This is a genomic window from Erythrobacter litoralis (assembly GCF_029760855.1).
In the GTDB taxonomy this organism is placed as follows: domain Bacteria; phylum Pseudomonadota; class Alphaproteobacteria; order Sphingomonadales; family Sphingomonadaceae; genus Qipengyuania; species Qipengyuania litoralis_A.
Window position 1 is genome coordinate 203,398 of record NZ_SOSI01000003.1, and the last position, 26,299, is coordinate 229,696.

Sequence of the window (26,299 nt, forward strand, 5' to 3'; positions counted from 1 at the left end):
CACTCTTGTCTTTCGATCCTACCGATTTCGCACAATCAATCGCCCTCGGCCAAAGCTTCCAAGATCGTTATCGCTTCCGTCGCCGGATCACTGAAAGGTGCTCCCTTTTTCGCCAGCCAACGGCCATCACTTGCATCGAGACCCTGTGCCTTTAGCCGTTCGTCATCCTCGCTTATCGGCGTGAATGCGATCGCAGCAGGGCCGGCGTTCACAGCGCGAATTTCGGTTTCGATCGCCAACATGGTGATGCGGGTGCGCTCCAGCAGCGTAGCGGCGTTTTGGGGCAGGCTTCCGAAGCGGTCCAGCAGTTCCGCTTCGAACGCTTCGAGGTCCTCGCGATCCTCGAGCCGCGCGAGCCGGACGTAAAGGTTCAGGCGCACCTCTTCTTCCGGGATCCATTCGGCTGGAAATCCCCCCGCCGCACCGGTCCGTATCTCGGGATGCCATTCGCGCTGCTTTTCTCCACGAGCACGGCGAAGGGCGCCTTCAAGCAGATGCTGATATAGCTCGACCCCGATCAGCTTCATATGGCCGGCCTGCGCATCGCTGAGGATATCGCCGCCGCCACGCTGGTCGAGATCGGCACTGGCGATCGCGAAGCCAGAGCCAAGCTGATCGAAGGTCGCAAGCGTGCGCAGCCGTTTTTGCGTCGCTTCGCTCGTATCCTCGCCATCCGTCACGAGTACGACCTGTCCACGCCGCCGCCCCCGGCCGACACGCCCGCGAAGCTGATGCAGTTGGGCAAGGCCGAAGCGATCCGAGCGCCAGATTATCATTGTGTTGGCGCGCGGCACATCGAGCCCGGCTTCAATGATATTGGTCGCAAGCAGGATGTCGCCTTCCCCACGGGCGAAGCCGACCATCGCTTCGTCGAGGTCGGCGCCGGGCATCTTGCCGTGTGCTTCGACAAGCGTTTGCTTCGGGACGAGCTTTTCGAGCAGCGCCCGCATTTCGGGAAGGTCGGCGATACGCGGCACGACGACGAAGCTCTGTCCCTTTCGCGCCTTCTCGCGGGACAGCGCCACGCGGATCGTCGCATCGTCGATCCCGCTTACGGTCGTGCGTATCGGCTGGCGCCTGGCAGGCGGGGTCGCGATGATCGAAACCTGCTGCAGCCCGATTATTGCGCGATGGAGCGTGCGCGGGATCGGTGTCGCGCTCATCACGAGCAAGTGCACGCCTTTATGGCCGCGCAGCTTCGCCTTGTCGGCCGCGCCGAACCTCTGTTCCTCGTCGATGACCACCAGGCCCAGTTTCGCGTAGCGCACCGACTTGCCGACCACCGATGCCGTGCCGACGACGATATCGATCGAACCGTCTGCGAGCCCTGCCCGCACGGCCTTTTTATCGGCAGCGCTGGACAGCCGCGACAGGCCGGCGACCTTCAGCCCGCTCTCCGCGAAGCGCCGGGTGAATTCGTCGAGATGCTGGCGCGCGAGGACCGTTGTGGGCGCGGCGATGATCACCTGATAGCCCGATAGCGCCGCGATCGCCGCCGCGCGGAGCGCCACCTCGGTCTTGCCGTAGCCGACATCGCCGATCACCAGCCGTTCCATGGGTTTGCCGGATTCGAGGTCGTCGCGAACCTCGGCTATCGCCCGTGCCTGATCGGGGGTTTCCGTGAACGGAAAGCCAGCGACGAAACGCTCGAGTGCGTCGCTTTCGGGTTTCATCACTGGCGCTTCCAGTTTGGCGCGCTCTTCCGCCAAGGTAATAAGGGCGCTCGCCGTTTCGCCGACCGCTTTGTCGATTTCAGCCCGGCGCTTGTCCCAGCTTTTGCCTTCCAGCTTGTCGAGCCTGACATTGTCGCTGTCGCCACCGTAGCGCCAGAGCATTCCGGCATCGCGAACCGGAACCAGCCGGCGGTCCTCATCGGCGTATTCGAGTGCGATCACCTCGCCCTCGCCACCGGGAGCCGGTTCCAGTCCGAGAAGTTTCGCGAACCCATGCTCTTCGTGAATTACGAGGTCGCCCGCGTGCATCTCTGCGCCGCCAAGCCCTACTGCCTGAACGCCTGCGGGTTTCTGCTGGATCAAAGCACGCGTACCGAGGATATCGGCGGCGGCGATCAGCGTGAGACTGGCCCCGCGCGCGCCCCGGTCGAGCGGTGCTGCGAACATCGCGATCTCCGCCCCCTTGTGCTTATGCAGCTCGCGGATATCGGCATGATCGGAAGCGCCGGACAGGACACCCTTCAAACGCCCGCGTAGAAACCGCAGGTCGCGTTCGCTGCCGACCAGGGCGATAGCACGCTTCGCCTTGCGCTCGGCATCGAGGAAGCGTTTCACCGCACGGGCGGTCGACTTGCTTTCGGCAAAGCGCGGTACGGCTTCGATGGCGCTTCTATCGCTCGTTTCGAGATCGCTTTCGCTGCGCCAATCGCCCAGTGCTTCGAGCCAGCGTTCATTCGATACGGCGTCGACCTCGTTCTTGTCCTGCTTCGTCATTCGCACGGCCAATTGGACAAATCCTCGCCGCCGTTTTTCCGCGAGCGAGGAAGAAAGCACGATGCCCGCAGGGATATGATCCAGGAGAACCGCATCTAATGGTTCCGCCGGTTCGGCAGCACGCCCGATCTCGATTTCATCGCACGGTTCGCCCCGCATCTGCGTGACGGGATCGAAATGATGAATACCGATGATCTTATCGTCGTCGATCGCGATGCGGACGGGGCCGCCCGCGTCGGCGGGGAACAGGTCGATCACTTCTCCGCGCACGGCGATCTCGCCCGGCTCGTCGATCCGGTCGTCCGCAAAGTATCCGTTGGCGACCGCTTGAGCCGCGAACCGCTCCGGATCGATCGGATCGCCTACGCGGATGATGGGCGGCGCGGCATCGAAAGCCGTCGGAGCCTGATAGCGATGCGCGGCCGCTTCTCCGCTGGCCACCACTATGGGCCTCTCGGCGCTATCGTCTTGCGCAAGCGCTCGCAACTGGCGCAGCGCGGTCACGCGGTGGCCGATATTCGCAGGAGAGGCTGGCGCGTCTTCTCCAGGCAAAGTGTCGGCTGCAGGCACATGTATGACAGGCACATCGGGCAGCAGTGCTTCAAGCACCGATGCTAGGCTCTCTGCTTCGGTCTCATCATCCGCGAGGTAAAGGATCGGCCGTTCGTCGAGTACTGCGAGGATGCGCAACACCTTGGCCCCCATACCGTCGACGGCGGCCTCGGCCGGGGCCTTCTCCAACTTCTGCAAACGAAATTCCTATTGCGGGAACGAGCCGGAACAGTCCGGCACTGCCAATACGTTCGCCCTGTCCTTTTGTTGCAAGCCGACGAGACCTGTCTTCGTTCTCAACGGCTTGCGTCCGCAATTGGCGCGCCACGAAGCGATCGCATCCGCTGCGGCGTTCACATCGTTGTGTGCGAACGCTTGGCAGGGGGCACGCGAAACCCGCATGCCTTCATGTAAACCGGCATGGATCAGCGCATCGTGGAGAACGAGATCGTTACGCTGCGGCAAAGTCGAGATAATGAGACTGATTGCGGCAAAGCCCGAACCGGCGAACAGCGCGCTCTCGCAGCCGAAGAAATTTGCGGCATCCGCCTCCAGAGCGGCGTGTTCCGGCGCGTTGCCGCTCTCGCTTTCCCGCCTCGCTCCTCGGCATTCGAACAATCATTCGGAAAACCGCCCAATTCCGAATGCCCATGACGGAAAAACGCGCTGCCGCTGCACATAACCCCTTTCCTACTCGTCTCGCGCCCGCTTAACCCCCTCGTCGCAACGGGTGCGGTGGCGGTTGGCGCTTCGCTCATCACATCGCGTTGACGGTCGATGAAAAACGACCGGCACTTATCGGGAGCGGGCCGACCGGACCCGCCGTGCCGCTGCCGGCCTCACGGACGCGGCGCAGCAAAATGGGGGTGTGCCCCCATGGCAGAGGATGGGAGCCTGCGTGGCCCGCCCCCTCGCCGCCCGATAGGCTTGGGCCGAACGGATGCTAAATTTGTGCGGCGGCAATTCCGTCATCCGCTTTTACGAAGCCGCACACAGCACGCCCGTATGCTGCCGGGCCAACACCGCATCGGCCGTCACCCGTTGCTCTTATTTCTCGCAAGATCCGCGCGGCGGAGGTTAGGCGTGTCCGCTAGCCGCGTGCGGTCAGACCCGCTGCATCAATTCAATGCGATTGCCGAACGGATCGGCGATGTCGCCGCGGCGGAAGCCTTCGAGCGGCTTGCCCGGCTTGAACGGTATGCCCGACGCTTCGAGCCGCTCGACCAACTCCCCCAGGTCGCGGACTAGCAGCGCCGGATGCGCACGGTTGGCGGGCAGGAACAGCTCTTCCACCCCGCAATGGATGGCGACGCCTTCACCTTCGAACCAGCACCCGCCATTGACCGCAAGATGCACCGGCTTGCGGCGTTCCCGAAGGCCCATCAGCCCGCTCCAGAACCGGCGGGCATCCTCCTCGCCGCCATGCGGCATGGCGAGTTGCACGTGGTCTATGCCGAGGATAGAGGCCGCGCTCTTTTCGTTCATACTCGCTCCGCCTGCGCCACCGCATCGCTCGCACGCACGGCGCTCAATATGCGGTTGAGATGGGCGAGATCCTGCACTTCGAGATCGGCATCGTAGGTAGTGAACGGATGGTCGAGCTGGGTCTGCTGCAGGCTCTGCACGTTCACGTTGTTCTTGGCGAAGATGCCGGCCATTTCCGCCAGCGTCCCCATCCGATCGTACAGCGTGATACGCAGGCGGCCGACCGCGCCCATGCTGCGCTTGCCCCAGCTCAGGTCCAGCCAGTCGGACCCGATGCCGTCGGCCAGCCGGTGGCAGTCGATCGTGTGGACCTCCACGCCTTCGCCCGGCAGGCGCAGGCCGACGATCCGGTCGCCCGGCACGGGATGGCAGCATTCGGCGAGCTTGTACCCGACGCCCGGCGTCAGGCCACGGATGGAAAGCGACTTGGTGCCGCGGCTCCATTCGGCTTCGTCTTCCATGCCGTCGGTCGAGCCGGGAACGAGCGCTTCCATTACGTCGCGATCCGTGATCTTGGCGGAACCGATGGCGTAATAGAGGTCGTCCTCCTCCTCCATGGCGAGGCGTTCGAGCGCGCCACGCATCGCCTTCTTACCGACCTTGGCAGGCACGCGGGTGGCGATCTCGTCGAACAGCTTGCGGCCGATCTCCGCCACTTCGGCGCGTTCCTTCAGGCGGACGGCACGGCGGATGGAGGCGCGCGCCTTACCGGTGACCACGAAGCCGAGCCAGCTCATCTGCGGCTCCGCATTCTCGCCCTTGAGGATTTCCACGACGTCGCCGTTCGCAAGCTGGGTGCGAAGCGGCATGTGCCGCCCGTTGATCCGCGCACCGACCGTCTGCAGGCCGAGATCGGTGTGGACGGCGAAGGCGAAATCCACCGCGGTCGATCCGCGCGGCAGCTGGAACAGCGCGCCCTTCGGCGTGAAGGCGAAGATGCGATCCTGGTAGATCGCCATGCGCGTATGCTCGAGCAGCTCTTCGGCATCGTGGCTTGCATCCACAATCTCGATCAGGTCGCGCAGCCATGCCACCTGTCCATCCGGCCGATCGCCCTGCTTGTATGCCCAGTGGGCGGCAAGGCCGAATTCGTTGAGGCGGTGCATCTCGCGCGTGCGGATCTGCACTTCGACACGCATCGACTTGCCGTAGATCAGCGAGGTGTGGAGGCTGCGATAGCCATTGGTCTTCGGCGTCGAGATATAGTCCTTGAAGCGACCCGGCAGGCACTGCCACGTGGTGTGCAATATACCCAGCGCCCGGTAGCAATCGGCCACATCCTCGCAGATGATGCGGAACGCCATGATGTCGGTCACTTGTTCGAAGCTGACATGGCGCTCGGCCATCTTGCGCCAGATCGAATAGGGGTGCTTCTCGCGGCCCGAAACTTCGGTGACGATGCCGGCCTCGGCCAGCGCGTGCTTCATGTCGAGCGCGATCCGGTCGACCTGCCCGCCATCCTGCTCGCGGATCTGCTCGAGCCGCTGCATGATCGTGGCATAGCCTTCGGGCTCCAGCTGTTCGAAGGCGAGCAGCTGCATTTCGCGCATGTATTCGTACATGCCCACCCGTTCGGCCAGGGGGGCATAGATCTCCATCGTCTCGCGGGCGATGCGCTGGCGCTTCTCCTCCTTCTTGATGAAGTGGAGCGTGCGCATGTTGTGCAGCCGGTCGCCCAGCTTGACCAGGAGAACGCGGATGTCCTCGCTCATCGCGAGCAAGAACTTGCGCAGGTTCTCCGCCGCCCGTTCGTTTTCGGGCATCTGCTCGATCTTGGACAGCTTGGTGACGCCGTCCACCAGCCGGGCGACGTCGGGGCCGAAATTGCGATCGATATCGTCGATCGTGGCGAGCGTATCCTCCACCGTGTCGTGGAGCAGCGCGGTGACGATGGTTTCCTGATCGAGCTTCAGGTCGGTCATCAAGCCGGCGACTTCGACCGGATGGCTAAAATAGGGATCGCCGCTGGCGCGCGTCTGCGTGCCGTGTTTCTGGACGGTATAGACGTAGGCGCGGTTCAGCATCACCTCGTCGGCGTCGGGGTCGTATTCCTTGACCCGCTCTACGAGTTCGTACTGGCGCAGCATTGCGGGAATGATGTGGTCAAATCATCCCGCAATGCAACGCAAAAACCGCGAACAGACTAATCGGTTCGGCCAAGCACCCGGTCGACGCCCGCGCGAGTTACCGCGTGGTAGGTCGGGCGGGTCCGGTCGTAGACTCGCTGTGCGATCGGCATGCCCCACTGCTCGTCCGCAGCCAGCACCGCGAAAAGCGGACGCACGAATTTCGCGCGGCCGACATCGGCGAGGAAGGTCTCGGCCTGCGGCACTGCCGGCTGGTAGCGGTTGGCGAGCGCCAGTTCGAGCCAGAGGAACAGCTCCTCGTTATTGCCGGTCTGCGAAAGGCCCAGCGCCCGGTCGAGCGCGGCAAGCTGGTTGGCGGTGCGTTCCTTGGGAATATTGTCGAGGAAGCGCTGGCGTTCCGCGCTGGTCCAGCTTTCCCAGCTTGAAGGGATCGTCCCTGCATTGGCATAGGCGCCGACCGCCGCATCCACCTCGGCGAAGGCGGCGGGATCGGGACGCTTCACGTTGGACGGCAGGCCCGGCTCGAAAATCCATTCGCGCAGCATCAGTCGTTCCGCCTCTTCCGGCGAGCGGACAAGGTTGGCCATCATGTCGTCGTACAGCATCTGGCTGGTCGCGGGTTCGAACGCATGATTGTCGAACCACTGCCGCAGCCACGCATCGAAGCGCTCGCGGCCCACGATGCCTTCCACCGTACGCATGAAATAGTGGCCCTTGTCGTAGGCAATCGCACTTCCGACCAGTTCGCCTTCGCCGTCATTGTGCAGCGCGGTGCCCGGCGCATCCGCGCCGACCTCGTCCAGCGTTTCCTGGATGTTGGCAAAGGCAAGGCTTGCTTCCTGTTCGGCGCGCTTCTTGCCGTAGACCGCCTCCACGATCCGGTTCTCGAAATAGGAGGTCACGCCTTCGTTGAGCCAGCCGTCGCCCCACACCGCATTCGTCACCAGATTGCCCGACCAGCTGTGCGCCAGTTCGTGCGCGACGAGACCGTTGTTCGACCGATCGCCGGCGATGAAGGTGGGGGTGAGGAAGGTCATCACCGGGTTTTCCATCCCGCCATAGGGGAAGGACGGCGGCAGCACGATCATGTCGTACCGTCCCCAGCGATAGGGACCGTAGAGCTTCTCGGCGGCGGCGACCAATTGCTCGGTATCGCCCACTTCCTGCGCGGCGCGCGGCAGAACCGACGGTTCCGCCCAGACGCCGGTCCGCGGACCCAGTGCCTGGAAGTCGATGTCCCCCGCCGCGATTGCGATGAGATAGGGCGGCACCGGCTTGTCCATCACGAAGCGGAAGGCGCGGCGTCCGTCGCTCAGGTCCTCCGGCTCGCCCTGCCGCACGCCGCTCATCACCACGTCGAGCGGCTTGGGCGCGGTGATGCGTGCTTCCCAGGTCTGGCGGATGCCAGGGCTGTCCTGCGTGGGAATCCAGGTGCGGTTGAGGATCGCCTGGCCCTGACTGAACAGGAAGGGATATTCGCCGCCCGCGGTCTGTTCGGGGCTGAGCCATTGCAGTGCGCTGGCATTCTCGGCGGCGGCGTATGCGATGCGGATTTGCCGCGCATCGCCGATCCGGATGGTCAGCGGCGCGCCCATATCGTCATTCGCTCCGGCACGCGGCCGGCCAATCTCGTAAGGCAGCGCCCGGCCCTCGCCATCGGTGATCGACGTGATCTGCAAGCCCTTGTCGTCAAGCACGATTTCTTCGGCACCCGGCTCGGCCATGATGTCGAGCACAGCGGTGCCGCCGATCGCCTGCGCATCGAAGTTCAGGTCAAGGTCGAGCGCGACGTGAGTGACGCGCGCAATCTGCGGCTGGGCGTAGGTCTGGTTGTCCTTCGCCTCCGGCGTCGTCAGGATCGGCGAGACCATCGCATCGCCGGCGCGGGTTTGCTGGGCCATCGGCGCGGTCTCCATCGTGGTGCAGGCGGTGGTGGCAAGAAGGGCAATCAGGGGTGCGGCAAGGCGGCGCATCGAATTCTCCGGAAATCCAAGTATCTGTTACAGATGCCTATATGGCGATGAACGCGCGATTGGCCAAACGCTGCGCGCGCTTGCCAATCAGCTCCACACGGCGCGCGGCGGCAGGCTCATCAGGATGGCATCGATATTCCCGCCGGTCTTGAGGCCGAACAGCGTGCCGCGGTCGTAAACAAGGTTGAACTCGGCATAGCGCCCGCGCCATTCGAGCTGGGTCTGGACATCGGCATCGGAGAAGTCGCTGTCCATCCGGCGGCGGACCAGCATCGGGTAGACGTCCAGAAACGCTTCTCCCACATCCTTGGTGAAGGCGAGATTGCGCGCGAACGCCTCGCGATCGTCGCATTCCAGATGATCGTAGAAGATGCCCCCGACCCCGCGATGCACACCGCGATGGGGGATGTAGAAATACTCGTCCGCCCACTTCTTGAACCGGTCGTAATAGGTGGGGTTGTGAGCCGAACAGGCGGCGCGGAAGCGGGCGTGGAAGGCTTCCGTGTCGTCCTCGTAGGGGATCGGCGGATTGAGGTCCGCCCCGCCCCCGAACCATGCCTTGGTGGTGGCGAGGAAGCGGGTGTTCATATGGACCGCGGGCACATGCGGATTGGCCATGTGCGCAACCAGGCTGATGCCGGTGGCGGTGAAACCGGGCGCTTCCTCACTCGCGCCGTTGATCGTACCGGCGAATTCCTTGGCGAAGCTGCCCCGCACGGTGGAAACATTGACGCCCACCTTCTCGAACACCTTGCCCTTCATCAGGCCGCGCGTCCCGCCGCCGGGATCGGCATTGCCCTCTTCCTCGCGGTGCCATTCGGTATATTCGAACGCCGCATCCGACCCCGCCTCCCGCTCGATCGTCTCGAACTCGGCGCAGATGCGATTGCGCAAGATTTCGAACCATGTGCGGGCTTCGTGGGTTTCGCTGGACCAGTCTGTCATGCGACAAGCCTTGCCAAGCCGAGGCCGCAAGGGCAATAGCCCCGCATGGTTCCCCTTTCGTTCGCCGATCAGGAATGGCTGCTCACCGAAGGCCGCGCGCTGTACTGGCCGCGCGAGCAGGCCTTACTGGTGGCCGACCTGCATTTGGAGAAAGGCAGCTTCTTCGCCCGCCACGGCCAGATGGTCCCGCCCTACGACAGTCGCGAGACGCTGGAACGGGTGGCGCTTGCCATTCGCGAGACGGGGGCGCGGCGGGTCATTACGCTGGGTGACAATTTCCACGACAGCGACGGTTCGACCAGGCTCGAACCCCATGCCTGCGGCATGCTGGAGGCGCTGACCAAGGCGGTCGACTGGGTATGGATTACCGGCAACCATGATCCTGAAATGGAGGCGCGCTGCGGCGGCACGCTGGTGGAGGAGATCGAGCTCGACGGTCTGATCCTGCGCCACCGGGCGGAAAAGGGCGAGACCCGGCCCGAACTCTCCGGCCATTACCACCCGCGCCTGCAACTCACCATCCACCGCCGCCACATCCGCCGCCCCTGCGCGGTGATCAGCGCGAACGATACAGGCGGCGGCCGCATGATCCTCCCCGCCTTCGGCGCCTATACCGGCGGCATGAACGCCGCCGACCCGGCGATCCTGAAGGCGCTGCAACCGGCCGACCGTATCGACGCGGTGGTCCCGGCGAAGGGGCGGCTGGCGACGTTCCCGCTGTGGCGGGCGGCTTAATGTGGTTGAGGGCCGCAAGCTATAGCGGTTTGCACCCGGCTATATTAGGTCAGCAAGTAAAGTCCGCTTGTGGGGTGGATTGCAGACATTCGGCATAAGATCCATGAAAAGTCCGATGAACGACATATTCGGCGCAATTGCCGCCAAAATGGACGATACTGGCGTAGTGGCAATCTCGGAGAATGATGTATTTCAGTGGGCCACTCAGCGTGATCAAACGGCGGGCAACTTCCTCGATAGCTTTGGTTTTGAACTGGCCACCCGATTTCATCGGGGGCAACTTTCATACGAGTTCTGTGATGAAGTTGTGAATGAGCTTTGGGTGATCTTGATTGGCTGGATTGGGAAACCTTTGAGTAAGCCGTGGCCTGACACGTTTTATGAAGTCTATGATGCATTTGACGCTGGTGAATACCATCGCAAAGAAGACAAGACCGATGACCCAGTTGGCGATTTTACCAGACCAATGATCACTCAGATCGTCCGCAAATGCCTTAAGCGCTTTTCTGGTTCGAACGACAATCACAATGTCAGCAATTAGGGTCGTAATCTGCCATTCGATCCGTGCTATCGAAACCACCCTCCCCTGCGCCCCAAACGCCACGCCGCGCGCAAATCGGCACGCCCGCCAAAGGCCCTCTTCCGAATCTACGGAACAATGCCTACATAACGCGCCTTATACGAAGCCCCCAAAGGAGAATGCCCCATAGCCCGTCCACCCCGCCGTAGCACGCAGATGCCCGTCAAAAGCGGCCCGCGCTACGATAACATGATCAATGTCCCCAAGGTCCGCGTGATCGATCACGAAGGCGAGAACCGGGGCGTTATGTATACGCGCGAAGCGGTCGAAGAGGCCAACGAGCATGGCCTGAACCTCGTCGAGGTCTCGCCCAATGCCGACCCGCCGGTGTGCAAGTTCCTCGATGTCGGCAAATATCGCTACGAGGCGCAGAAGAAAGCGAACCTCGCGCGCAAGACGCAGAAGACCCAGGACATCAAAGAGGTCAAGATGCGTCCGAACATCGACGATCACGATTACGACGTCAAAATGCGCAACGTGAACAAGTTCATCGAGAACGGCGATAAGGTGAAATGCACCCTGCGCTTCCGGGGGCGCGAAATGGCGCACCAGCAGCTCGGCATGGACCTGCTCAACCGCGTGCGCGACGATACGGAAGAAATCGCCAAGGTCGAAAGCTTCCCCCGCCTCGAAGGGCGACAGATGGTGATGGTGCTCTCGCCGAAATAAGCAAACCAGTAGCAGTATTTCGAAATATCCGGGACTGCGTTCGGCGCAGTCCCGGTTTTCTTTTATTTGGACAGCAAATCCGATCTGATTCTTGACGGCGGGAATAGTGGATCGGCGGAACGCTTGGATGATTCTGCAAACGTCATCGTAATCGAAGCGCCTGTGCTATCATGATAGAACAGCGAGACGTTAGTGGGGAAATCGAATGATCAAGCGTTCGTCGGTATTAGTGTTTCTAAGTGGTGTTACGCTGCTCGGTGCATCGTCGCTCGAAGCGCAAAATCCGGTCGATGCGACTGCGAACATCGTCTCGGATGGCGAAACCAATTCCTTCGTTCCGCGGCCCGATGCTGCGAAGAATGACGTTTCGCTCGAATACTCGTTTCTCGACAAGGCCTTGGCTTACATGGTGCTGAGAATGGGTCCGTCCACGCGGCAAGGGTTGGGCCGGCCCGATCCGTTGGTGGGCACCCACCACGTTTACGGCCATAAATCGCGCTTCCGTCTGGAAGGCAATCGGATCATCTTTTCCCTACTGGATCCGGAAGATTTCGCGCCCCTTGCCGAATATCGCCGCGATCTGGAACGTGTCGGCTCCGAGGTCGATATTACTAGCCTGCCGCGCAACGAGCAGCTCGCTTACTGGATCAACCTTCACAATGTTGCGGTGATCGAACAGATTGCCGCTCATTATCCTGTTGCCAGCCCCTCCCGCATCCGTGTCGGACCCAATAAGCGTCCGCTCGACGAAGCGCGGTTTATCGAAGTGGCCGGCGTCAAACTCAGCCCGAAAGACATCCGCACCGCAATCGTTTATCCGAACTGGGACGATCCGGTTGTGATGTACGGTTTTTTCCGTGGCGAAATCGGGGGGCCTTCAATCCAGCGCACTGCCTACACCGGTGCCAACGTGCGCGCGCTGCTGAACGAATCGGCGAACGAATTCGTGAATTCGCTGCGCGGTGTGGAAGGCAACGGCGGAACCTTGCTTGTTTCGAAAATCTATGACGAAGCCGCCGCGTTTTACTTCCCGCGAACCGAACAGGATCTGCATGCGCACCTCGCCGAGTTCGCCGAGGACGACGTTGCCGCTATCCTTGCGAGAACGAGTGCGATCGAGACGAACATTTACGACGATGCCATCGCCGATCTGGCCGGGGGCGAACGTGAGCCCGAATACAATTACGTCGATGACAACAACCGATTCAGAGGCGTTCGCCTGACCGCTTCGATGCGCCGCATGCTGTCGGAACGCGCAAACAAATACGAAAAGCTTCGCGACCAAGGGCGGATCGGGCGGGTCATAATCCTGCCCGGCACGAGCAGCGCGGAAGAGGAAATAGCGAGCGAGGTGGACTAGCCTTTCCATCATTCTGCGAACGTCTTTCCCGCCTTGCTCGCGATGCAACGAGGGGGAGGCTGCGATCAAGGCCAGAAAGATCGGATTGTCCGTTTCGGAATGCGATGAACCGGGGAACGCGATATGCGCGGCCCCGGTTTTTCGATTCATGACCCAACGTTTTCTCATTTCCGGCCTCGCGCTCGTCCTGCTTTCGGCCTGCAATGCCGAGCCGCAGACCTCCGATAGGGTTACGTCCGTCGATCTTGACCAGCCGGCTGCCGATGCCCCGCCCCCCTCACCGCCGCCGCCGCCCTCTCTGGCGGCGAATGCGGCGAATGACGGCCAGCCCGACCTTACGCCTGCAACTCTAACCCCCGAAGCGGAGCGGACCGAAAAGGGCGCCCGCAACGTCCTGCTCTCCTTCGCCCGTGCCATCGAACTGGAAGAGTGGGATCAGGCCTGGGCGATGCTGGACGAAGGCAGCCAGTCCCAATGGCCGAGGGCGGAATGGGCCGGAATGTTCGACGATCTGCGCGACATAACGGTCGCCGTACCGAACGGCCGGATGGAGGGTGCGGCAGGTTCGTCCTATTACACCACCGATCTTATCATCACGGCGCAGGACGCCGACGGCCGCCCGATCCGCTACGAAGGCCCGATCGTCCTGCGGCGGTCGAACGACGTGCCGGGCGCAACCGAGGCCCAGCGCCGCTGGCATATCTACAGCCTCGACCTTTCCGCGACGCATTGAGCCGTCCGGAACGCGGCAGCAACTTGCGCGCTGTCATGTCGTGAAAGAAGACACGCAAGAGGCCGCAGCGGGCGACGAAACCAACGCGGTCATTCTGCGGGCCTTCCTCGCCAATCTCGGCATCGCCATTGCGAAGTTCGTCGCCGCGGCGATCACCGGCTCGTCCGCCATGCTGACCGAAGGGGTGCACAGCCTCGTCGATACGCTCAACGAAGTGCTGCTGTGGTACGGGCGCAAGCGCAGCCGCCGCCCCGCCGACGGGCTGCATCCGCTCGGCTACGGGCGCGAACTGTATTTCTGGACCGTCATCGTCGGCGTGATGATCTTCGGCGTCGGCGCGGGCGTTTCGTTCTACGAAGGGATCGAGCATATCCGCCATCCCGTGCAGACGACCCAGCCGCTGGTGGCGTTCGGCGTATTGGGCGTCGCGCTCCTCCTCGAAAGCTGGTCACTTGTGAAGGCAGTCGAGGAATTTCAGCGAACGCGCAAATCGCAATCGCTGCGCAAGGCGATCCACGACATCAAGGACATCCCGACCCTCGCCGTCCTGCTGGAAGACAGCGCGGCGGTGATAGGCATTCTGATAGCAGCGGCCGGGATCGGCCTGGAATTGTGGTTCGACGATCCGGTGTATGACGGCATCGCCTCCATCCTGATCGGTGTGCTGCTGGCCGGAGTCGCCGTCGTCCTCCTGCGGGAATCGAAACATCTGCTGATCGGGGAAAGCGCCGATCCCGATTTGGTAAAGGCAATCCGTGACCTCGCTTTTGCCGAAGGCCGCATCGAACGGATCGGCGAGGTGATCGCGCTGCAACTCTCGCCCGATACGGTGATCGCAGTCGTCAGCGTCGATTTCGACGATACGCTGACGGCGCACGAGGTGGAGCGGTTGTCCGCACACCTCGAGACGCGCATCGCCTCCGAATTGCCGGATGTCGAACGCGCCTTCGTCCGCGCCGCCGGAGGGGCGGCCGCCCTTTCTTGAACTGCACGGGCCTGCACGTTACATCGCGCGGGAGCGAAGCGGAGAGGCGTTCCTGCGGAGGTTAGGAACGGGCGCCGCCAGACCGAAACACCGGCCCCCGCCTTCCTGGGGGCGTGACACGCAGGAAGGACGTCCCTCCCCCATGAGCGACAACGATATCGATCCCACATCGCCCCGCATGGCCCCTAAGGCCGAGCCGACCAAGATCAAGGGCCGCGAACTCAAGCCCAGCACGCTGATGATGGGCCACGGCTACGATCCCGTGCTTTCGGAAGGCAGTCTGAAGCCGCCGATCTTCCTTACCAGCACCTTCGCCTTTCCCAGCGCAGCCGACGGCAAGCGCCATTTCGAAGGGATTACCGGCAAACGGCCGGGCGGTGCGGACGGCCTCGTCTATTCGCGCTTCAATGCGCCCAATCAGGAGATCCTCGAAGACCGGCTCGCGATCTGGGATGGGGCGGAAGATGCACTGAGCTTCAGCAGCGGGATGACCGCCATCTGCGTCCTCATGCTGGCCTATGCGAGCCAGGGCGACGTGATCGTGCATTCCGGTCCGCTCTATGCGGCAAGCGAAGGCTTCGTCGCCAAGGTGCTGGCGAAGTTCGGTGTGCAGTATGTCGACTTCCCCGCCGGCGCGACGCGCGAAGAGATCGACGCTGTGCTTGAGAAGGCAAAGGACATGGCGAGCGATGCGGGCGGCAAGGTCTGCATGGTCTATCTCGAAAGCCCCGGTAATCCGACCAATGCCCTGGTCGATATCGAGGCGGTAAAGGCGGCACGCGACGAGGCGCTCGACTGGTCGTGCCCGATCGCGATCGACAACACCTTTCTCGGCCCCCTGTGGCAGCGCCCGCTCGATCACGGCGCGGATATCGTGGTCTACTCGCTGACCAAATATGTCGGCGGCCATTCCGATCTCGTGGCGGGCAGCATCGCCGGCTCGAAGAAGTGGATGGACCCGGTGCGGTCACTGCGCAACACGATGGGCGGCATCTGCGATCCCAACACGGCGTGGATGCTGCTGCGTTCGCTGGAAACCGTGGAGTTGCGCATGCAGCGCGCGGGCGAGAACGCGACCAAGGTCTGCGAATTCCTCGCCGGCCATGAGAAGGTGGAGGGTCTCGGCTATCTCGGCATGATCAAGGATGCACGCCAGCAGGACATCTACGAGCGGCACTGCCTCGGCGCAGGTTCGACCTTCTCGGTGTTCCTGAAGGGCGGCGAGGCAGAATGCTTCCGCTTCCTCGACAACCTCAAGATCGCCAAGCTGGCCGTGAGCCTCGGCGGGACGGAGACGCTCGCCAGCCACCCGGCTTCGATGACGCACCTTTCGGTGGCGGAAGGCCGCCGCACCGAACTCGGTATTTCGGACAACCTCGTGCGCATCAGCATCGGGATCGAGGACGCCGACGATCTGATCGCCGACTTCGCGCAGGCGCTGGAGACGGTTTGATCGGCAACCTGTTTCGGGGGGCGTTGCCCTACGCCGCAATGCCGGAAGGCGCCTCCCGATGACCGCAATCGCCTTCCTCGCCTGCGCCGATACCCTGCCCGGTCCCGGATCGCGGCGGGGTGACGCATTCGAGCACGATCTCGAGGTGGCAGCCCTGCGACCGGCTTTTGCCGAGCGGGGGCTGAACCTGATCGAGATCGATTGGCGCGCGCCCTTCGAGGCCTTCGATGGGGTGGCGCTCGTCCTGCTCGGCACGGCGTGGGACTATCAGGACCATGCGGAGGACTTCATCGCCAGGCTCGATGCTTTGGCGGAGCGGGGGATCGCCGTGTGCAATCCGCCCGAAGTCGTGCGCTGGAATGCCGACAAGCGCTACCTGCGGGACCTCGAACGACGGGGGGCAACGATCGTGCCCACGCTATGGTTCGACGATGCGGGACGCGACGAGATCGAGTGCGCGATGGAGGCGCTTGGAGTCGGCGATGTGGTCGTGAAACGGCAGGTCGGCGCGGGCGGCCTCGGACAGCATCGCTTCTCGGCTAATGCCCTGCCCGAACAAGGCTGGCGAATGGGGCGGCCCTGCATGGTGCAGCCTTTCCTGCCGAGCATTCTCGACGAAGGCGAATTCACCTTCGTCTTCATCGATGGCACGTTCTCGCACGGTGTCCGCAAGCGTGCGGGCGACGGCGAATACCGCATCCAGTCGCTGTTCGGCGGCCGCGAGGAAGCGTGGTCGCCCTCGGCAGACGACCGTGCGACTGCCGAAGAGGTCGTTGCCGCCCTGCCCTTCGCCGACCTGCTCTACTGCCGGATAGACATGATCCGCCTGCCGTCTGGCGAACTAGCGGTGATGGAAGCCGAAGCGATCGAGCCTTATCTCTATCCGGAACAAGGGCGCGAACTGGGAGCGAAGCTAACTTCCGGGATTACCGCTCGACTCGAAGGCGCAGGTTAGACCGGCCTTTTTCCGAAGCGCCGCAGCCAGTGATGGGCCTTGTCTCCGTCGGGTTCGTCGCCGCCGGATGAACCCACGGTAAGTTGCACCGCCGGCTCCTTTTCGAGCCCGAGAAAGGTCGCCGTGTTGGACCGCAGCCGCCGATCGAAGCGTACACCGATCGTCTTGCTCTCTGCCCAGCGCACCTGACCCACGATCCGATCGCCGTTGAAGGGCTCGATCACCACGCTCGACCCGACCGTCGGCCCCGCCGTTGCGAGTTCGATCCGGCAACCGCGTTCCGTGAGATCGCGCAAGCGCGCCGATACCGGCTGCGCCGGAATACGGCATGTCAGCGCAATATCGGCCGCTTTCCGATTGGTTACGCGGCGATTGACAGGATTGGCGTCGGTCATGCGAAGGCCATCGCAGATAATGCCTTACAAACGGCTAACGCCGGTCAGCCCTTCCATTCCCGCCGTTCTTCGGCGGACTTCAGCACCTCGTAGGCGAGCTGGTACTTCTGGAAGGCTTCGGCGGCGTCCTTGTCACCCGGCTTTACGTCGGGATGGACGGCTTTGGCCTTTACCCGCCAGGCTTTCTTCACCGCATCGAAATCGGCATCGGCTTCGAGATCGAGAATATCGAGCGCGCGCATTTCGTCGGCGCTGCGGGATCCGTCACCGCTGCCGGACCAGCCATAATGCTGCGCCTCGGCATAGCCGGCATTCTCCGACTGTTCGGCCTTGGCGCGTTTCGCTTTTTCCGCCTTGTCGAGCCCCTCGAAATAATCCCACTTGGAATTGTATTCCGCGGCATGGCGCTGGCAAAAATACCAGCGATCGGGATTGTTGGGCGATTTGGGCGCGGGGCAGTCGCCCGGTTCCTCGCATCCGTGCCGGTCGCACAGGCGCACGGTCGTCGCCTCGCGGGCCGAGCCGTAGCCACGCCAGCGGGGAAAGCCCCAATCGTTGGACCGGGTCTTTCTAGCCATCGGTTGTCAGGGGTAGAAACATTGCGCCCTATCTAGGCAGCGAGCCGGAAGGCGCAAGCGAAGAGGGGCCGCAGCACGCGCCGCGGCCCCCTTTGCATCAATTGACCGTGACGGTCGCCGCGCGGCGGTTCTGCGCCCACGCGGATTCGTTCGAGCCCATCGCGACGGGCCGTTCCTTGCCGTAGCTTACGGTGCGGATACGGCTTTGCGGAATGCCGAGCGAGACGAGATAGTTCTTCGCCGCGTTCGCACGCCGTTCGCCGAGCGCGAGGTTGTATTCGCGCGTACCGCGTTCATCCGTGTGCCCTTCGATGGTGAAGGTCACGTTCGAATACTGCTGGAAATACTGCGCCTGGCGCTGAAGCTTGGCGGAATCCTCGGCATCGATATCGTAGCCGTCGGTGTCGAAATAGACGACGGTGTTCACCTGCCCCACGGCATTGGTGAAGTGAGACTGGCTGCCGACAGTCGGGCCGGTTTGCGTCGGCGTCGGGGTCGGCGTGGCGGTCGAGGTGTCTTCCGGTGCGGGCGGAAGTTCCTCGGGCGCCCGCTTGTTACAGGCGGCGAGTGCGATCGTCGATACGATCAAGGCAGAGGCGGCTAGGCGCGTATTCATAGGCTGTCCCCTTAATAACAGCGTTGCAACACCGGTTTCACCGGAATTTCGTTATCGTTTTATGCAATGCCCTTACGGCAAAATCGGTCCCCACGATGGGTCCGACGCGCCGACGGGTGTCGGCAGTTCGCGTTCGTTCTCGCCGGTCAGGTCGACCTGCCACAGCCCGCTCTCGCCGCTGCCGCGGGCGGTGCGGAAGAACTGAATGATCCGGCCGTTGGGCGCCCAGGTCGGGGCCTCGTCCTGCCATCCGCTCGTCAGCACGCGCAGGTTGCGCCCTTGCGGGTTCATGACCGCTACGTTGAAATCGCCCGAGATGCGCGTGAAGGCGATCTGGTCGCCGCGCGGGCTCCATTCCGGCGTCGCTGCACGGCCGCCGAAGAAGGTCAAGCGCCGCTGATTGCCGCCATTGGCATCCATCACGTAGATCTGCTGGCTGCCCGACCGGTCGCTTTCGAACACGATCTGGCTGCCGTCGGGCGAGTACGATCCGCCGATGTCGATGCCCGGCGTATCGGTCAGCCGCTTGCTGCTGCCGCCCGTCGCGGGGACGCTATAGATGTCCGTATTGCCGCCGACCGCCATGGAATAAAGGATGGTTCGGCCGTCCGGGCTCCAGCGCGGGGCGAAGGTAGGGTTCTCGCTCTGCGTGACCAGCGTCTGCTTGCCAGTGCCGATATCGTAGACATAGATGCGCGGGTTGCCGTCGACATAGCTGAGATAAACCAGCTTCTTGTAGTCCGGCGAATAACGCGGAGTAAGCGCGGTGGAACGCCCCGTGGTGATGAAGCGGTGGTTCGCACCGTCGCTGTCCATGATCGCGAGGCGCTTGGTGCGATTCCCCTTCGGCCCCGTCTCCGCGATATAGGCGATGCGGCTGTCGAAGAACGGGCTTTCGCCGGTCAGCCGCGAATAGACGAGGTCGGCACATTTGTGCGCGGCGCGGCGCCAGTCGGCGGGGCCGACGACCCAGCCTTCGCGCACCAGTTCGCTCTTCAACTGCATGTCGTAGAGATAGCAGCCAACGGTCAGCTTGTTGTCGGCCCGGGCACGGACATAGCCCTGCACCAGCATTTCCGCCCCGCGATTGGACCATGTCGACCAATTGGGCGCGGTGATTTCGGCATAGCTCGGATTGGGCAACGCGTCGGGCCCGGTCGGCTTGAACAGGCCGTTGTTACGCAAATCGGACGTGATGACACGCGCCAACTCGCGTCCCAGCGCACCTGTGCCGTTGGCGTTCGCGGGCGTGGGCACGTCGCGGTCGGCAGCGAAGGCGGGAATGGCGATGCCGAGGTCGTCGAGATTGCCTTCGAAGCTGACCGAACCGGTCAGCCCGCCGCCTTCATCGACCGTCTCGACTTCGCCGCCTTCCTGGATCGGCGCGCCGAGATCCTGATTGGTCGTGGTGCTCTGTGCGGCCAAAGGCGCGGCGACGAAAGCGACGGTAAGAAGGAACAGTTTTTTCATTGCGATAGCTTCCAGTCGAAATCCACGGTGACGAGTTTCCAGGCGTCGTAATATTCTTCGGGCAAATCGAACGGCGCGGCAAGCTGCACGGCACGGATCGCCTGTTCTCCGTGCCGGCCGGCCTGTGCCTTGTTGGTGTCGTTCACGCCGCTCTGGCTGACCACGGTAGGCTTGCCCGAAAGGCTGCCATTCGGGTTGAGCCGAAAACGGATCTTGGTGACGATTTTATCGACATCCGGCCCGCTCGGTGGCTGCCAGTGGGGGCGCAATTGCCTTCCCACGGCCTGAAACAGCGACGCCTTCGCGCTCGCGCCGATTTGCGAGGCGGGCGTGCGGGTTTCGCTGGTCGTCGTGCTCGCACCGGCACCGGCGAGGAAATCGCTGCCCAGGCGCGAGCCACCGCTCCGCTCGGCGGGTTTGGGCTGCGCAGCTTCCCGGCGCGGCTGTTCGCGGCGCGGCTCTGGGCGGGGCTGCGGGCGTGACGGTGCCTCGGCCACCCGCGGTGCGGGCCGTTCGACCGGACGGGTTACCGGGCGCTCGATCGGGCGGGGCAGTTCGGGTTGCGGCTCGGCCACTGGTGCGGGCGTATCGGCCAAGGTCGGCGCGATCGCGGCGCGGCTCTCCGGCACCGGGTCGGGCGCGGTCGCCTCCAACCCGACGTCGGTCGCGAGATTAACGGTCATCCGCTCCGTCTGCGGGATCGGTTCGACCTCGCGTGTCGCCTGGAACAGCAGTGCGACGAGGACAAGCAGATGCAAGCCGATCGCCACGATCAGCCCCGTCTTTTCATCGCCCCTGATTCCGGTCCTCTCCATTGCCGCCCGCGCTATCGTTCCGCTTATGAACCGCCGTTGACCGGCGGGCTCGTCTGGCCGCCATTCGTCACCAGCGAAATGCGATTGAGCCCGGCGCGGTTGAGCTCGCCCATCACCGCCATGACGCGCCCGTAATCGAGCTCGCGATCGGCGCGCAGAGTAATGTCCGGCCCCTCGCCGCCGTCCGGCGAAATGCTCTGCAGGACCTGCGGCAACTCTCCCTCGGGGATCTGGTCGTCGTCGATATAGACGAAGCCGTCGCTATCGATGCTGATCGAAACCTGTTCCTGATCCTGCGGCAACGCATTGGCGCGGCTGTCAGGCAGGTCGATCGGCACGCCTGCGGTCAGAAGCGGCGCGGTAACCATGAAGATGATCAGCAGCACCAGCATGACGTCGACGAAGGGAGTGACGTTGATCTCCGACATCGGTCGGCGGCCGCGCCCCCGCCCACGCCGCCGCGCCCCGCCACCCGTGCCGAGCGACATCGCCATCTCAGCGCTGCTCCAGCTGGCGGCTGAAAGTCGCGTGCAACCGGTCGGAGAAGCGATGCAGGCCCGCCTCATAGCGTTCGACCATGTGGCTGAAGCGGTTATAGGCGATCACCGCCGGAATGGCTGCGAACAGGCCGATGGCGGTGGCAAACAGGGCTTCGGAAATACCGGGCGCAACCACGGCGAGCGAAGAGCTTTCCTGCGCGCCGATCTGGAAAAAGCTGTTCATGATGCCCCACACCGTGCCGAACAGGCCGACGAAGGGCGCCACCGCGCCGACCGTGGCGAGGAAGTTCAGCCGCTCCGAAATCTCGTCCGCCTCGGCCGCGACCTGGCTTTCCATCGCGGTGGAAATGCGGCCGCGCAGCGCTTCGGGATCGCGCACTTCGCCCTTGGTCGAGCGGCGCCATTCGCCCACTGCCGCCTGCGCGATCCGCGCGCTCGGCACGTCGCGCTTGCCGCGTTCTTTCATGAACCGGTCGAAATTCTCCGCCTGCCAGAAATCATCCTCATAGCGGCGCGTTTCCCCCCGCAGCTTGCGCATCCGCAGGGTGAAGGAGACGATGATCGTCCACACCCAGACGCTGGCAAGAAGGAGGCCCACCATAACGAGTTTGACCACGATATCGGCGTCGAGGAACAGCTGCACCGGATCGAGACTGGTGGGTGCGGCGGCAGTTGCCGCCAGAAGGGAAAGAGTGGTCATGCGTCCTCGGAGGAATGAGTGAAATCGTGAAACGCGTCGCGCCAGGCCTGCGGTTGGCGCTTGGGCTTACCATCGGGCGCGATGAAACCCACGCGCAAATGCGCCTCGCACAGAAGATCATAGCCGCGCTTCGCCGTCTGATGCATCCGGCACGATGCGGCGCGCAGTTCGGTGCAACGGGTCTCGATCAGCACGTCGTCGTCAAGCTTGGCCGGACGCAGATATCTGAGCGAAATTTCAGACAGGGCATAGGCCCCCTCGCCCGCCTCGATCGCGGCGCGCTGGTCGATCCCCAACTGGCGAAGCAGGTCGCTGCGCGCCCGCTCGAACCAGCGCAGGTAATTGGCATGGTAGGTGATGCCGGACAGGTCCGTATCCTCGTAATAGACGCGCACGGCATAAAGATGCCGGTCGCCGTCTAACGTGCCATCGGGAGGATTGGGAGCGCTCATGGTTCGGTCCGCGCTTTAGCGAAGCGGGGAATCGCCATGCAACTTTAAAAGACGAACGGCCTTTCGGAAACGATCAACGCCGCTTCAGCGATGCTGCGCAATCATCGGGCCCAGCGGCTCTCCGCCGAAAATATGAACATGGAGGTGCGGCACTTCCTGCCCGCCATGCGCGCCGACATTCGCCATCATGCGATAGCCCGGTTCGACCAGCCCCTTGTCCCGCGCTACCTTGCCGACCGCGCGGACGAAACCGGCGATCTCCTCGGCGCTCGCTCTGGCCGAAAAATCGTCCCAGCTGACATAGCGGCCCTTGGGAATCACCAAAGTGTGCATTTCGGCCTGCGGGTTGATATCCTCGAAGGCGTAGGTCCATTCGTCTTCGTACACCTTTTTCGACGGAATTTCGCCGCGCAGGATCTTGGCGAAAATGTTGTCGTCGTCATAAGGCTGCGTCGGGTCGATCGGCATGGGTCACGCGCTCCTGCTGGCTTTTTCGTCGAGGCCGGACACCCCCTCACGCCGGTCGAGTTCCGTCATCACGTCGGCCAGCGCGATGTCCTTGTCGGCCAGTAACACCATGAGGTGGAACAGTACGTCGGCCGCCTCGCCGACGAGTTCCTCGCGGCTGCCGGAAAGCGCGGCAACGCAGGCCTCCACTGCCTCTTCGCCCAGTTTGCGCGCCATGACCGGCGTGCCCCGGGATGAAAGCTGCGCGACGTAGCTCGACGCGGGATCGGCAGTGCGGCGTTCGGCGATAGTATGTTCGAGGCGGGTCAGGGTGTCCATGCGGCGCGTCCTGCGGGATCAACCGCGCGCAGGCAAGCCCGCGGCGCGCAGTGCGGCATGCGCCTCGCCGATGGAATGCTCGCCGAAATGGAAGATCGAGGCGGCCAGCACCGCGCTTGCATGCCCCTTAGTAACGCCTTCGACGAGATGATCGAGGCTGCCGACGCCGCCGCTGGCAATCACCGGGACCGAGACGTTGTCCGCAATGGCGCGGGTCAGTTCGAGGTCGTAGCCCTGCTTCGTCCCATCGCCATCCATCGAGGTGACGAGCAATTCGCCCGCGCCGAGTTCGGCGAGGTGCATGGCGTGTTCGACCGCGTCGATCCCGGTCGGCTTGCGGCCGCCATGGGTAAAGATTTCCCACCCACGGAAGCCTTCGCCATCGGCCCGGGTCGCCGCGCGGGCATCCACGCTAGCGACGACGCACTGGCTGCCGAACTTGTCCGCGATCTCGCCCACGAGTTCGGGACGACTGACGGCGGCGGAATTGACCGCCACCTTGTCCGCGCCCGCGAGAAGCAGCGCCCGTGCGTCTTCGACGCTACGCACCCCGCCGCCCACGGTCAGCGGCATGAAACACACTTCGGCCGTGCGGCGCACGATATCGAGCAGGGTGCCGCGCCCCTCGTGGCTGGCGGAGATGTCGAGAAAGCACAACTCGTCCGCCCCGGCCCGATCATAAGCCTGCGCCTGCTCGACCGGATCGCCGGCATCTTTGAGATCGACGAAGTTGACGCCCTTGACCACGCGGCCATCGGCCACGTCGAGACAGGGGATGACGCGGATGCGAACGGTCATGGCGCGGCCGTCATCGATACGAACAGGACCGGCGCGATGCAGATCACCATGAGGACAGACGGATTGACCGCGATCGTGAGTATCCCGAATTTTCGGAAGAGCCAGAACACGCCGCTCATAATGGCAAAAAGCGCCAAAAATTCCACGACCGGAAGCCAGGCGGGTAAGTCGGCGGGTCCCATCAGCACACCGGCTCCAAGGGCTAGAACCACGCCGATCAGAATGGCCGCTAGGGAATTCATGCCCGCACCGCCATCGCCAGCGCCGCGCTCAAGTCCAGCCGACCGTCATAGAGCGCGCGGCCGGTAATCACCCCTTCGATGCCTTCCTTTGCGTGCATGGTCAGGACATAGATATCGTCGATCCCCTTTACGCCGCCGCTGGCGATCACCGGGATGTCGACCCGCCGCGCAAGATTCACCGTCGCATCGATGTTCACGCCTTTCAGCAAGCCATCGCGTCCGATATCGGTGAACAGCAGCGCGGCGACGCCCGCATCCTCGAACCTTCGCGCGAGGTCGACAACGCCGACATCGGACACTTCGGCCCAGCCCTCGGTGGCGACCATGCCGTCCTTCGCGTCAACCGCCACGACGATGCCGCCTTCGAATTCGCGCGCCATGTCCTTGACGAATTCCGGGTCCTTCAACGCCGCCGAACCCATGACGATGCGCGAGACCCCGGCTTCGAACCAGCCCTCCACATCTTCGCGCTTTCGGATGCCGCCGCCTAGCTGCACGTGCCCCGGAAAGGCCTCGACGATGCTGTCCACCGCCTCGCGATTACGCGCCGATCCTGCGAATGATCCGTCGAGATCTACGACGTGTAGATGCTGTGCCCCGGCTTCTGCAAACCGCATGGCCTGCGCGGCGGGATCGTCGCCATAAACGGTCGCGCGGTCCATATCGCCTTCCGCGAGGCGCACCACTTGCCCGCCCTTCAAGTCGATCGCGGGAAAGACGATCACGGCCGCCACTCCAGGAAGTTCTGCAGCAGCGAGAGACCGTAGCTCTGGCTTTTCTCAGGATGGAATTGCACGCCGAGCATGTTGCCACGCCCAACCGCCGCCACCAATCCGCCGCCGTGATCGGTCATTGCCAGCACATCCTTCCCGCTATCCGCGTCGAAATGGTAGGAATGGAGGAAATAAGCCTCGCCCTCTTCGATTACCCAGTGGTGTTTGGCATGGGGCGTTGGCGCGACGTCGTTCCAGCCCATATGCGGCACTTTTACGCTGCTGTCGGTCGGCTCGATCAGACGCACCGTGCCTTCGATCCAGTTCAGCCCCTCGGTCTCGCCATATTCCAGCCCGCGCGTCGCGAGCAGTTGCATGCCGACACAGATGCCGATGAACGGCGCACCGCCGACCATCACGCGCTCGGTCATCGCCTCAATCGCACCGGTCGCTTCGCGCAAGCCCTTGGCACAGGCCCCGAAGCTGCCGACGCCGGGCAGAACGATCCGGTCCGCTGCGCGCAAAACGTCAGGATCGGCGGTGACTTTTACGTTCGCGCCGACCTTGCGCAGCGCATTCTCGACCGAATGGAGATTGCCCGCGCCATAATCAACCAGCGCGATCACCTCAGCCACCCAATTGCCCCTTGGTGCTGGGGATGGCGCCGCCCTTGCGCGGGTCGATCTCCACCGCCTGGCGCATGGCGCGGGCGAAGCCCTTATAGATCGCCTCGCAGATGTGGTGATTGTTGGTGCCGTAGACGAGCTCGACATGCAGCGTCAGCCCGCAGGTCTGGGCGACGGAATGGAACCAGTGCTCGATGAGTTCGGTGTCCCATTCGCCGAGCTTTTCCTGGCTGAAGCCCGCGCGCCATACGAGATAGGGCCGGCCCGAAATGTCGAGCGCCACACGCGCCAGCGTCTCGTCCATCGGCGAGAAGGCGGTGCCGTACCGCGCGATCCCGCCCTTGTCGCCCAGCGCCTGCGACAGCGCCTGTCCCAGCGCGAGGGCGCTGTCCTCGGTCGTATGGTGCTGGTCGATATGCAGGTCGCCATCGACCTTCATCGTTACGTCGATCAGCGAATGTTTGGCGAACTGTTCGACCATGTGGTCGAGAAAGCCGATCCCGGTCGAAATATCGTATGCGCCGGACCCGTCGAGATTCACCTCGATCTCGATCTTGGTTTCGGCGGTGTTGCGGGTGATCCGGCCGGTTCGCATGGCTGTGCGCCTATAGGCAAACGCCGCCTTCACGCAAGCGGATGCATCTCGCAC

Annotated in this window: 29 protein-coding genes; 8 read left to right on the forward strand and 21 right to left on the reverse strand. The window is 63.4% G+C overall.

Features of this window, described 5'->3' with window-relative positions:
• Nucleotides 1-35: 35 nt before the first annotated feature.
• The 6 genes from E3U23_RS06680 to hemF form a co-directional block, all read right to left on the reverse strand.
• Complete coding sequence (locus tag E3U23_RS06680) at nt 36-3,197, reverse strand: DEAD/DEAH box helicase (protein WP_279350450.1); 3,162 nt, start codon at nt 3,195-3,197, stop codon at nt 36-38.
• A 9-nt stretch (nt 3,198-3,206) separates the two neighbouring features.
• Nucleotides 3,207-3,617 (reverse strand): hypothetical protein, encoded by a 411-nt coding sequence (locus E3U23_RS06685; RefSeq protein ID WP_279350451.1) that lies wholly within the window; start codon nt 3,615-3,617, stop codon nt 3,207-3,209.
• A 486-nt stretch (nt 3,618-4,103) separates the two neighbouring features.
• On the reverse strand, nt 4,104-4,484 hold the full coding sequence (locus tag E3U23_RS06690) for a VOC family protein (protein WP_279350452.1): 381 nt from the start codon (nt 4,482-4,484) through the stop codon (nt 4,104-4,106).
• Complete coding sequence (locus E3U23_RS06695; protein ID WP_279350453.1) at nt 4,481-6,571, reverse strand: RelA/SpoT family protein; 2,091 nt, start codon at nt 6,569-6,571, stop codon at nt 4,481-4,483. The genes E3U23_RS06690 and E3U23_RS06695 overlap by 4 nt, the downstream gene beginning before the upstream one ends.
• Nucleotides 6,572-6,627: 56 nt before the next feature.
• The gene (locus E3U23_RS06700) at nt 6,628-8,544 is read right to left on the reverse strand and encodes a M1 family metallopeptidase (protein WP_279350454.1); all 1,917 of its coding nucleotides are present in this window, start codon (nt 8,542-8,544) and stop codon (nt 6,628-6,630) included.
• 87 nt (nt 8,545-8,631) lie between these two features.
• Nucleotides 8,632-9,489: an oxygen-dependent coproporphyrinogen oxidase gene (hemF, locus tag E3U23_RS06705; protein ID WP_279350455.1), complete on the reverse strand. Its 858-nt coding sequence runs from the start codon at nt 9,487-9,489 to the stop codon at nt 8,632-8,634.
• Between the two features lie 45 nt (nt 9,490-9,534).
• Between hemF and pdeM the strand changes: the two genes are divergently transcribed.
• From pdeM to E3U23_RS06745, 8 genes are all read left to right on the forward strand, one after another.
• A complete protein-coding gene (gene pdeM, locus E3U23_RS06710) occupies nt 9,535-10,224 on the forward strand; it encodes a ligase-associated DNA damage response endonuclease PdeM (RefSeq protein WP_279350456.1) in 690 nt (229 codons plus the stop codon).
• 115 nt (nt 10,225-10,339) lie between these two features.
• A complete protein-coding gene (locus tag E3U23_RS06715) occupies nt 10,340-10,765 on the forward strand; it encodes a hypothetical protein (protein ID WP_279350457.1) in 426 nt (141 codons plus the stop codon).
• A gap of 195 nt (nt 10,766-10,960) precedes the next feature.
• Entirely contained in the window at nt 10,961-11,473 is a 513-nt protein-coding gene (gene infC / locus E3U23_RS06720) for a translation initiation factor IF-3 (protein WP_279350458.1), read from the forward strand.
• Nucleotides 11,474-11,678: 205 nt separating this feature from the next.
• Nucleotides 11,679-12,833, forward strand: coding sequence for a DUF547 domain-containing protein (locus E3U23_RS06725; RefSeq protein ID WP_279350459.1), 1,155 nt, complete (start codon nt 11,679-11,681; stop codon nt 12,831-12,833).
• 148 nt (nt 12,834-12,981) lie between these two features.
• Nucleotides 12,982-13,566 carry a hypothetical protein gene (locus E3U23_RS06730; protein ID WP_279350460.1) on the forward strand — a complete coding sequence of 195 codons (585 nt, stop codon included), beginning with the start codon at nt 12,982-12,984 and terminating at the stop codon, nt 13,564-13,566.
• A 40-nt stretch (nt 13,567-13,606) separates the two neighbouring features.
• Complete coding sequence (locus E3U23_RS06735; protein WP_279350461.1) at nt 13,607-14,551, forward strand: cation diffusion facilitator family transporter; 945 nt, start codon at nt 13,607-13,609, stop codon at nt 14,549-14,551.
• Nucleotides 14,552-14,693: 142 nt separating this feature from the next.
• A complete protein-coding gene (locus tag E3U23_RS06740) occupies nt 14,694-16,004 on the forward strand; it encodes a cystathionine gamma-synthase family protein (protein WP_279350462.1) in 1,311 nt (436 codons plus the stop codon).
• Nucleotides 16,005-16,062: 58 nt separating this feature from the next.
• On the forward strand, nt 16,063-16,959 hold the full coding sequence (locus tag E3U23_RS06745) for an ATP-grasp domain-containing protein (protein WP_279350463.1): 897 nt from the start codon (nt 16,063-16,065) through the stop codon (nt 16,957-16,959).
• Here E3U23_RS06745 and E3U23_RS06750 read toward each other — a convergent pair.
• The 15 genes from E3U23_RS06750 to hisB form a co-directional block, all read right to left on the reverse strand.
• A complete protein-coding gene (locus tag E3U23_RS06750; protein ID WP_279350464.1) occupies nt 16,956-17,354 on the reverse strand; it encodes a PilZ domain-containing protein in 399 nt (132 codons plus the stop codon). The genes E3U23_RS06745 and E3U23_RS06750 overlap by 4 nt on opposite strands.
• Before the next feature lie 44 nt (nt 17,355-17,398).
• A complete protein-coding gene (locus E3U23_RS06755) occupies nt 17,399-17,932 on the reverse strand; it encodes a J domain-containing protein (RefSeq protein WP_279350465.1) in 534 nt (177 codons plus the stop codon).
• 97 nt (nt 17,933-18,029) lie between these two features.
• Nucleotides 18,030-18,548, reverse strand: coding sequence for a peptidoglycan-associated lipoprotein Pal (gene pal, locus E3U23_RS06760; RefSeq protein WP_279350466.1), 519 nt, complete (start codon nt 18,546-18,548; stop codon nt 18,030-18,032).
• Between the two features lie 72 nt (nt 18,549-18,620).
• Nucleotides 18,621-20,018, reverse strand: a complete 1,398-nt coding sequence (tolB, locus tag E3U23_RS06765) for a Tol-Pal system beta propeller repeat protein TolB (protein ID WP_279350467.1) — start codon at nt 20,016-20,018, stop codon at nt 18,621-18,623.
• Nucleotides 20,015-20,833, reverse strand: coding sequence for an energy transducer TonB (locus tag E3U23_RS06770; protein WP_279350468.1), 819 nt, complete (start codon nt 20,831-20,833; stop codon nt 20,015-20,017). The genes tolB and E3U23_RS06770 overlap by 4 nt, the downstream gene beginning before the upstream one ends.
• Before the next feature lie 23 nt (nt 20,834-20,856).
• On the reverse strand, nt 20,857-21,327 hold the full coding sequence (locus E3U23_RS06775; protein WP_279350469.1) for an ExbD/TolR family protein: 471 nt from the start codon (nt 21,325-21,327) through the stop codon (nt 20,857-20,859).
• Between the two features lies 1 nt (nt 21,328).
• Nucleotides 21,329-22,033 (reverse strand): protein TolQ, encoded by a 705-nt coding sequence (gene tolQ, locus E3U23_RS06780; protein ID WP_279350470.1) that lies wholly within the window; start codon nt 22,031-22,033, stop codon nt 21,329-21,331.
• Complete coding sequence (locus tag E3U23_RS06785) at nt 22,030-22,485, reverse strand: YbgC/FadM family acyl-CoA thioesterase (RefSeq protein ID WP_279350471.1); 456 nt, start codon at nt 22,483-22,485, stop codon at nt 22,030-22,032. The genes tolQ and E3U23_RS06785 overlap by 4 nt, the downstream gene beginning before the upstream one ends.
• Before the next feature lie 84 nt (nt 22,486-22,569).
• Entirely contained in the window at nt 22,570-22,953 is a 384-nt protein-coding gene (locus E3U23_RS06790; RefSeq protein ID WP_279350472.1) for a histidine triad nucleotide-binding protein, read from the reverse strand.
• A 3-nt stretch (nt 22,954-22,956) separates the two neighbouring features.
• Nucleotides 22,957-23,271 carry a phosphoribosyl-ATP diphosphatase gene (locus E3U23_RS06795; RefSeq protein ID WP_279350473.1) on the reverse strand — a complete coding sequence of 105 codons (315 nt, stop codon included), beginning with the start codon at nt 23,269-23,271 and terminating at the stop codon, nt 22,957-22,959.
• 18 nt (nt 23,272-23,289) lie between these two features.
• Entirely contained in the window at nt 23,290-24,069 is a 780-nt protein-coding gene (gene hisF / locus E3U23_RS06800; RefSeq protein ID WP_279350474.1) for an imidazole glycerol phosphate synthase subunit HisF, read from the reverse strand.
• Entirely contained in the window at nt 24,066-24,311 is a 246-nt protein-coding gene (locus tag E3U23_RS06805; RefSeq protein WP_279350475.1) for a hypothetical protein, read from the reverse strand. Before E3U23_RS06805 ends, hisF begins: the two co-directional genes overlap by 4 nt.
• The gene (hisA, locus tag E3U23_RS06810; protein WP_279350476.1) at nt 24,308-25,036 is read right to left on the reverse strand and encodes a 1-(5-phosphoribosyl)-5-[(5-phosphoribosylamino)methylideneamino]imidazole-4-carboxamide isomerase; all 729 of its coding nucleotides are present in this window, start codon (nt 25,034-25,036) and stop codon (nt 24,308-24,310) included. The genes E3U23_RS06805 and hisA overlap by 4 nt, the downstream gene beginning before the upstream one ends.
• Nucleotides 25,033-25,659: an imidazole glycerol phosphate synthase subunit HisH gene (hisH, locus tag E3U23_RS06815; protein ID WP_279350477.1), complete on the reverse strand. Its 627-nt coding sequence runs from the start codon at nt 25,657-25,659 to the stop codon at nt 25,033-25,035. Before hisH ends, hisA begins: the two co-directional genes overlap by 4 nt.
• Nucleotides 25,652-26,245: an imidazoleglycerol-phosphate dehydratase HisB gene (gene hisB / locus E3U23_RS06820; RefSeq protein WP_279350478.1), complete on the reverse strand. Its 594-nt coding sequence runs from the start codon at nt 26,243-26,245 to the stop codon at nt 25,652-25,654. The genes hisH and hisB overlap by 8 nt, the downstream gene beginning before the upstream one ends.
• Nucleotides 26,246-26,299: the final 54 nt, after the last annotated feature.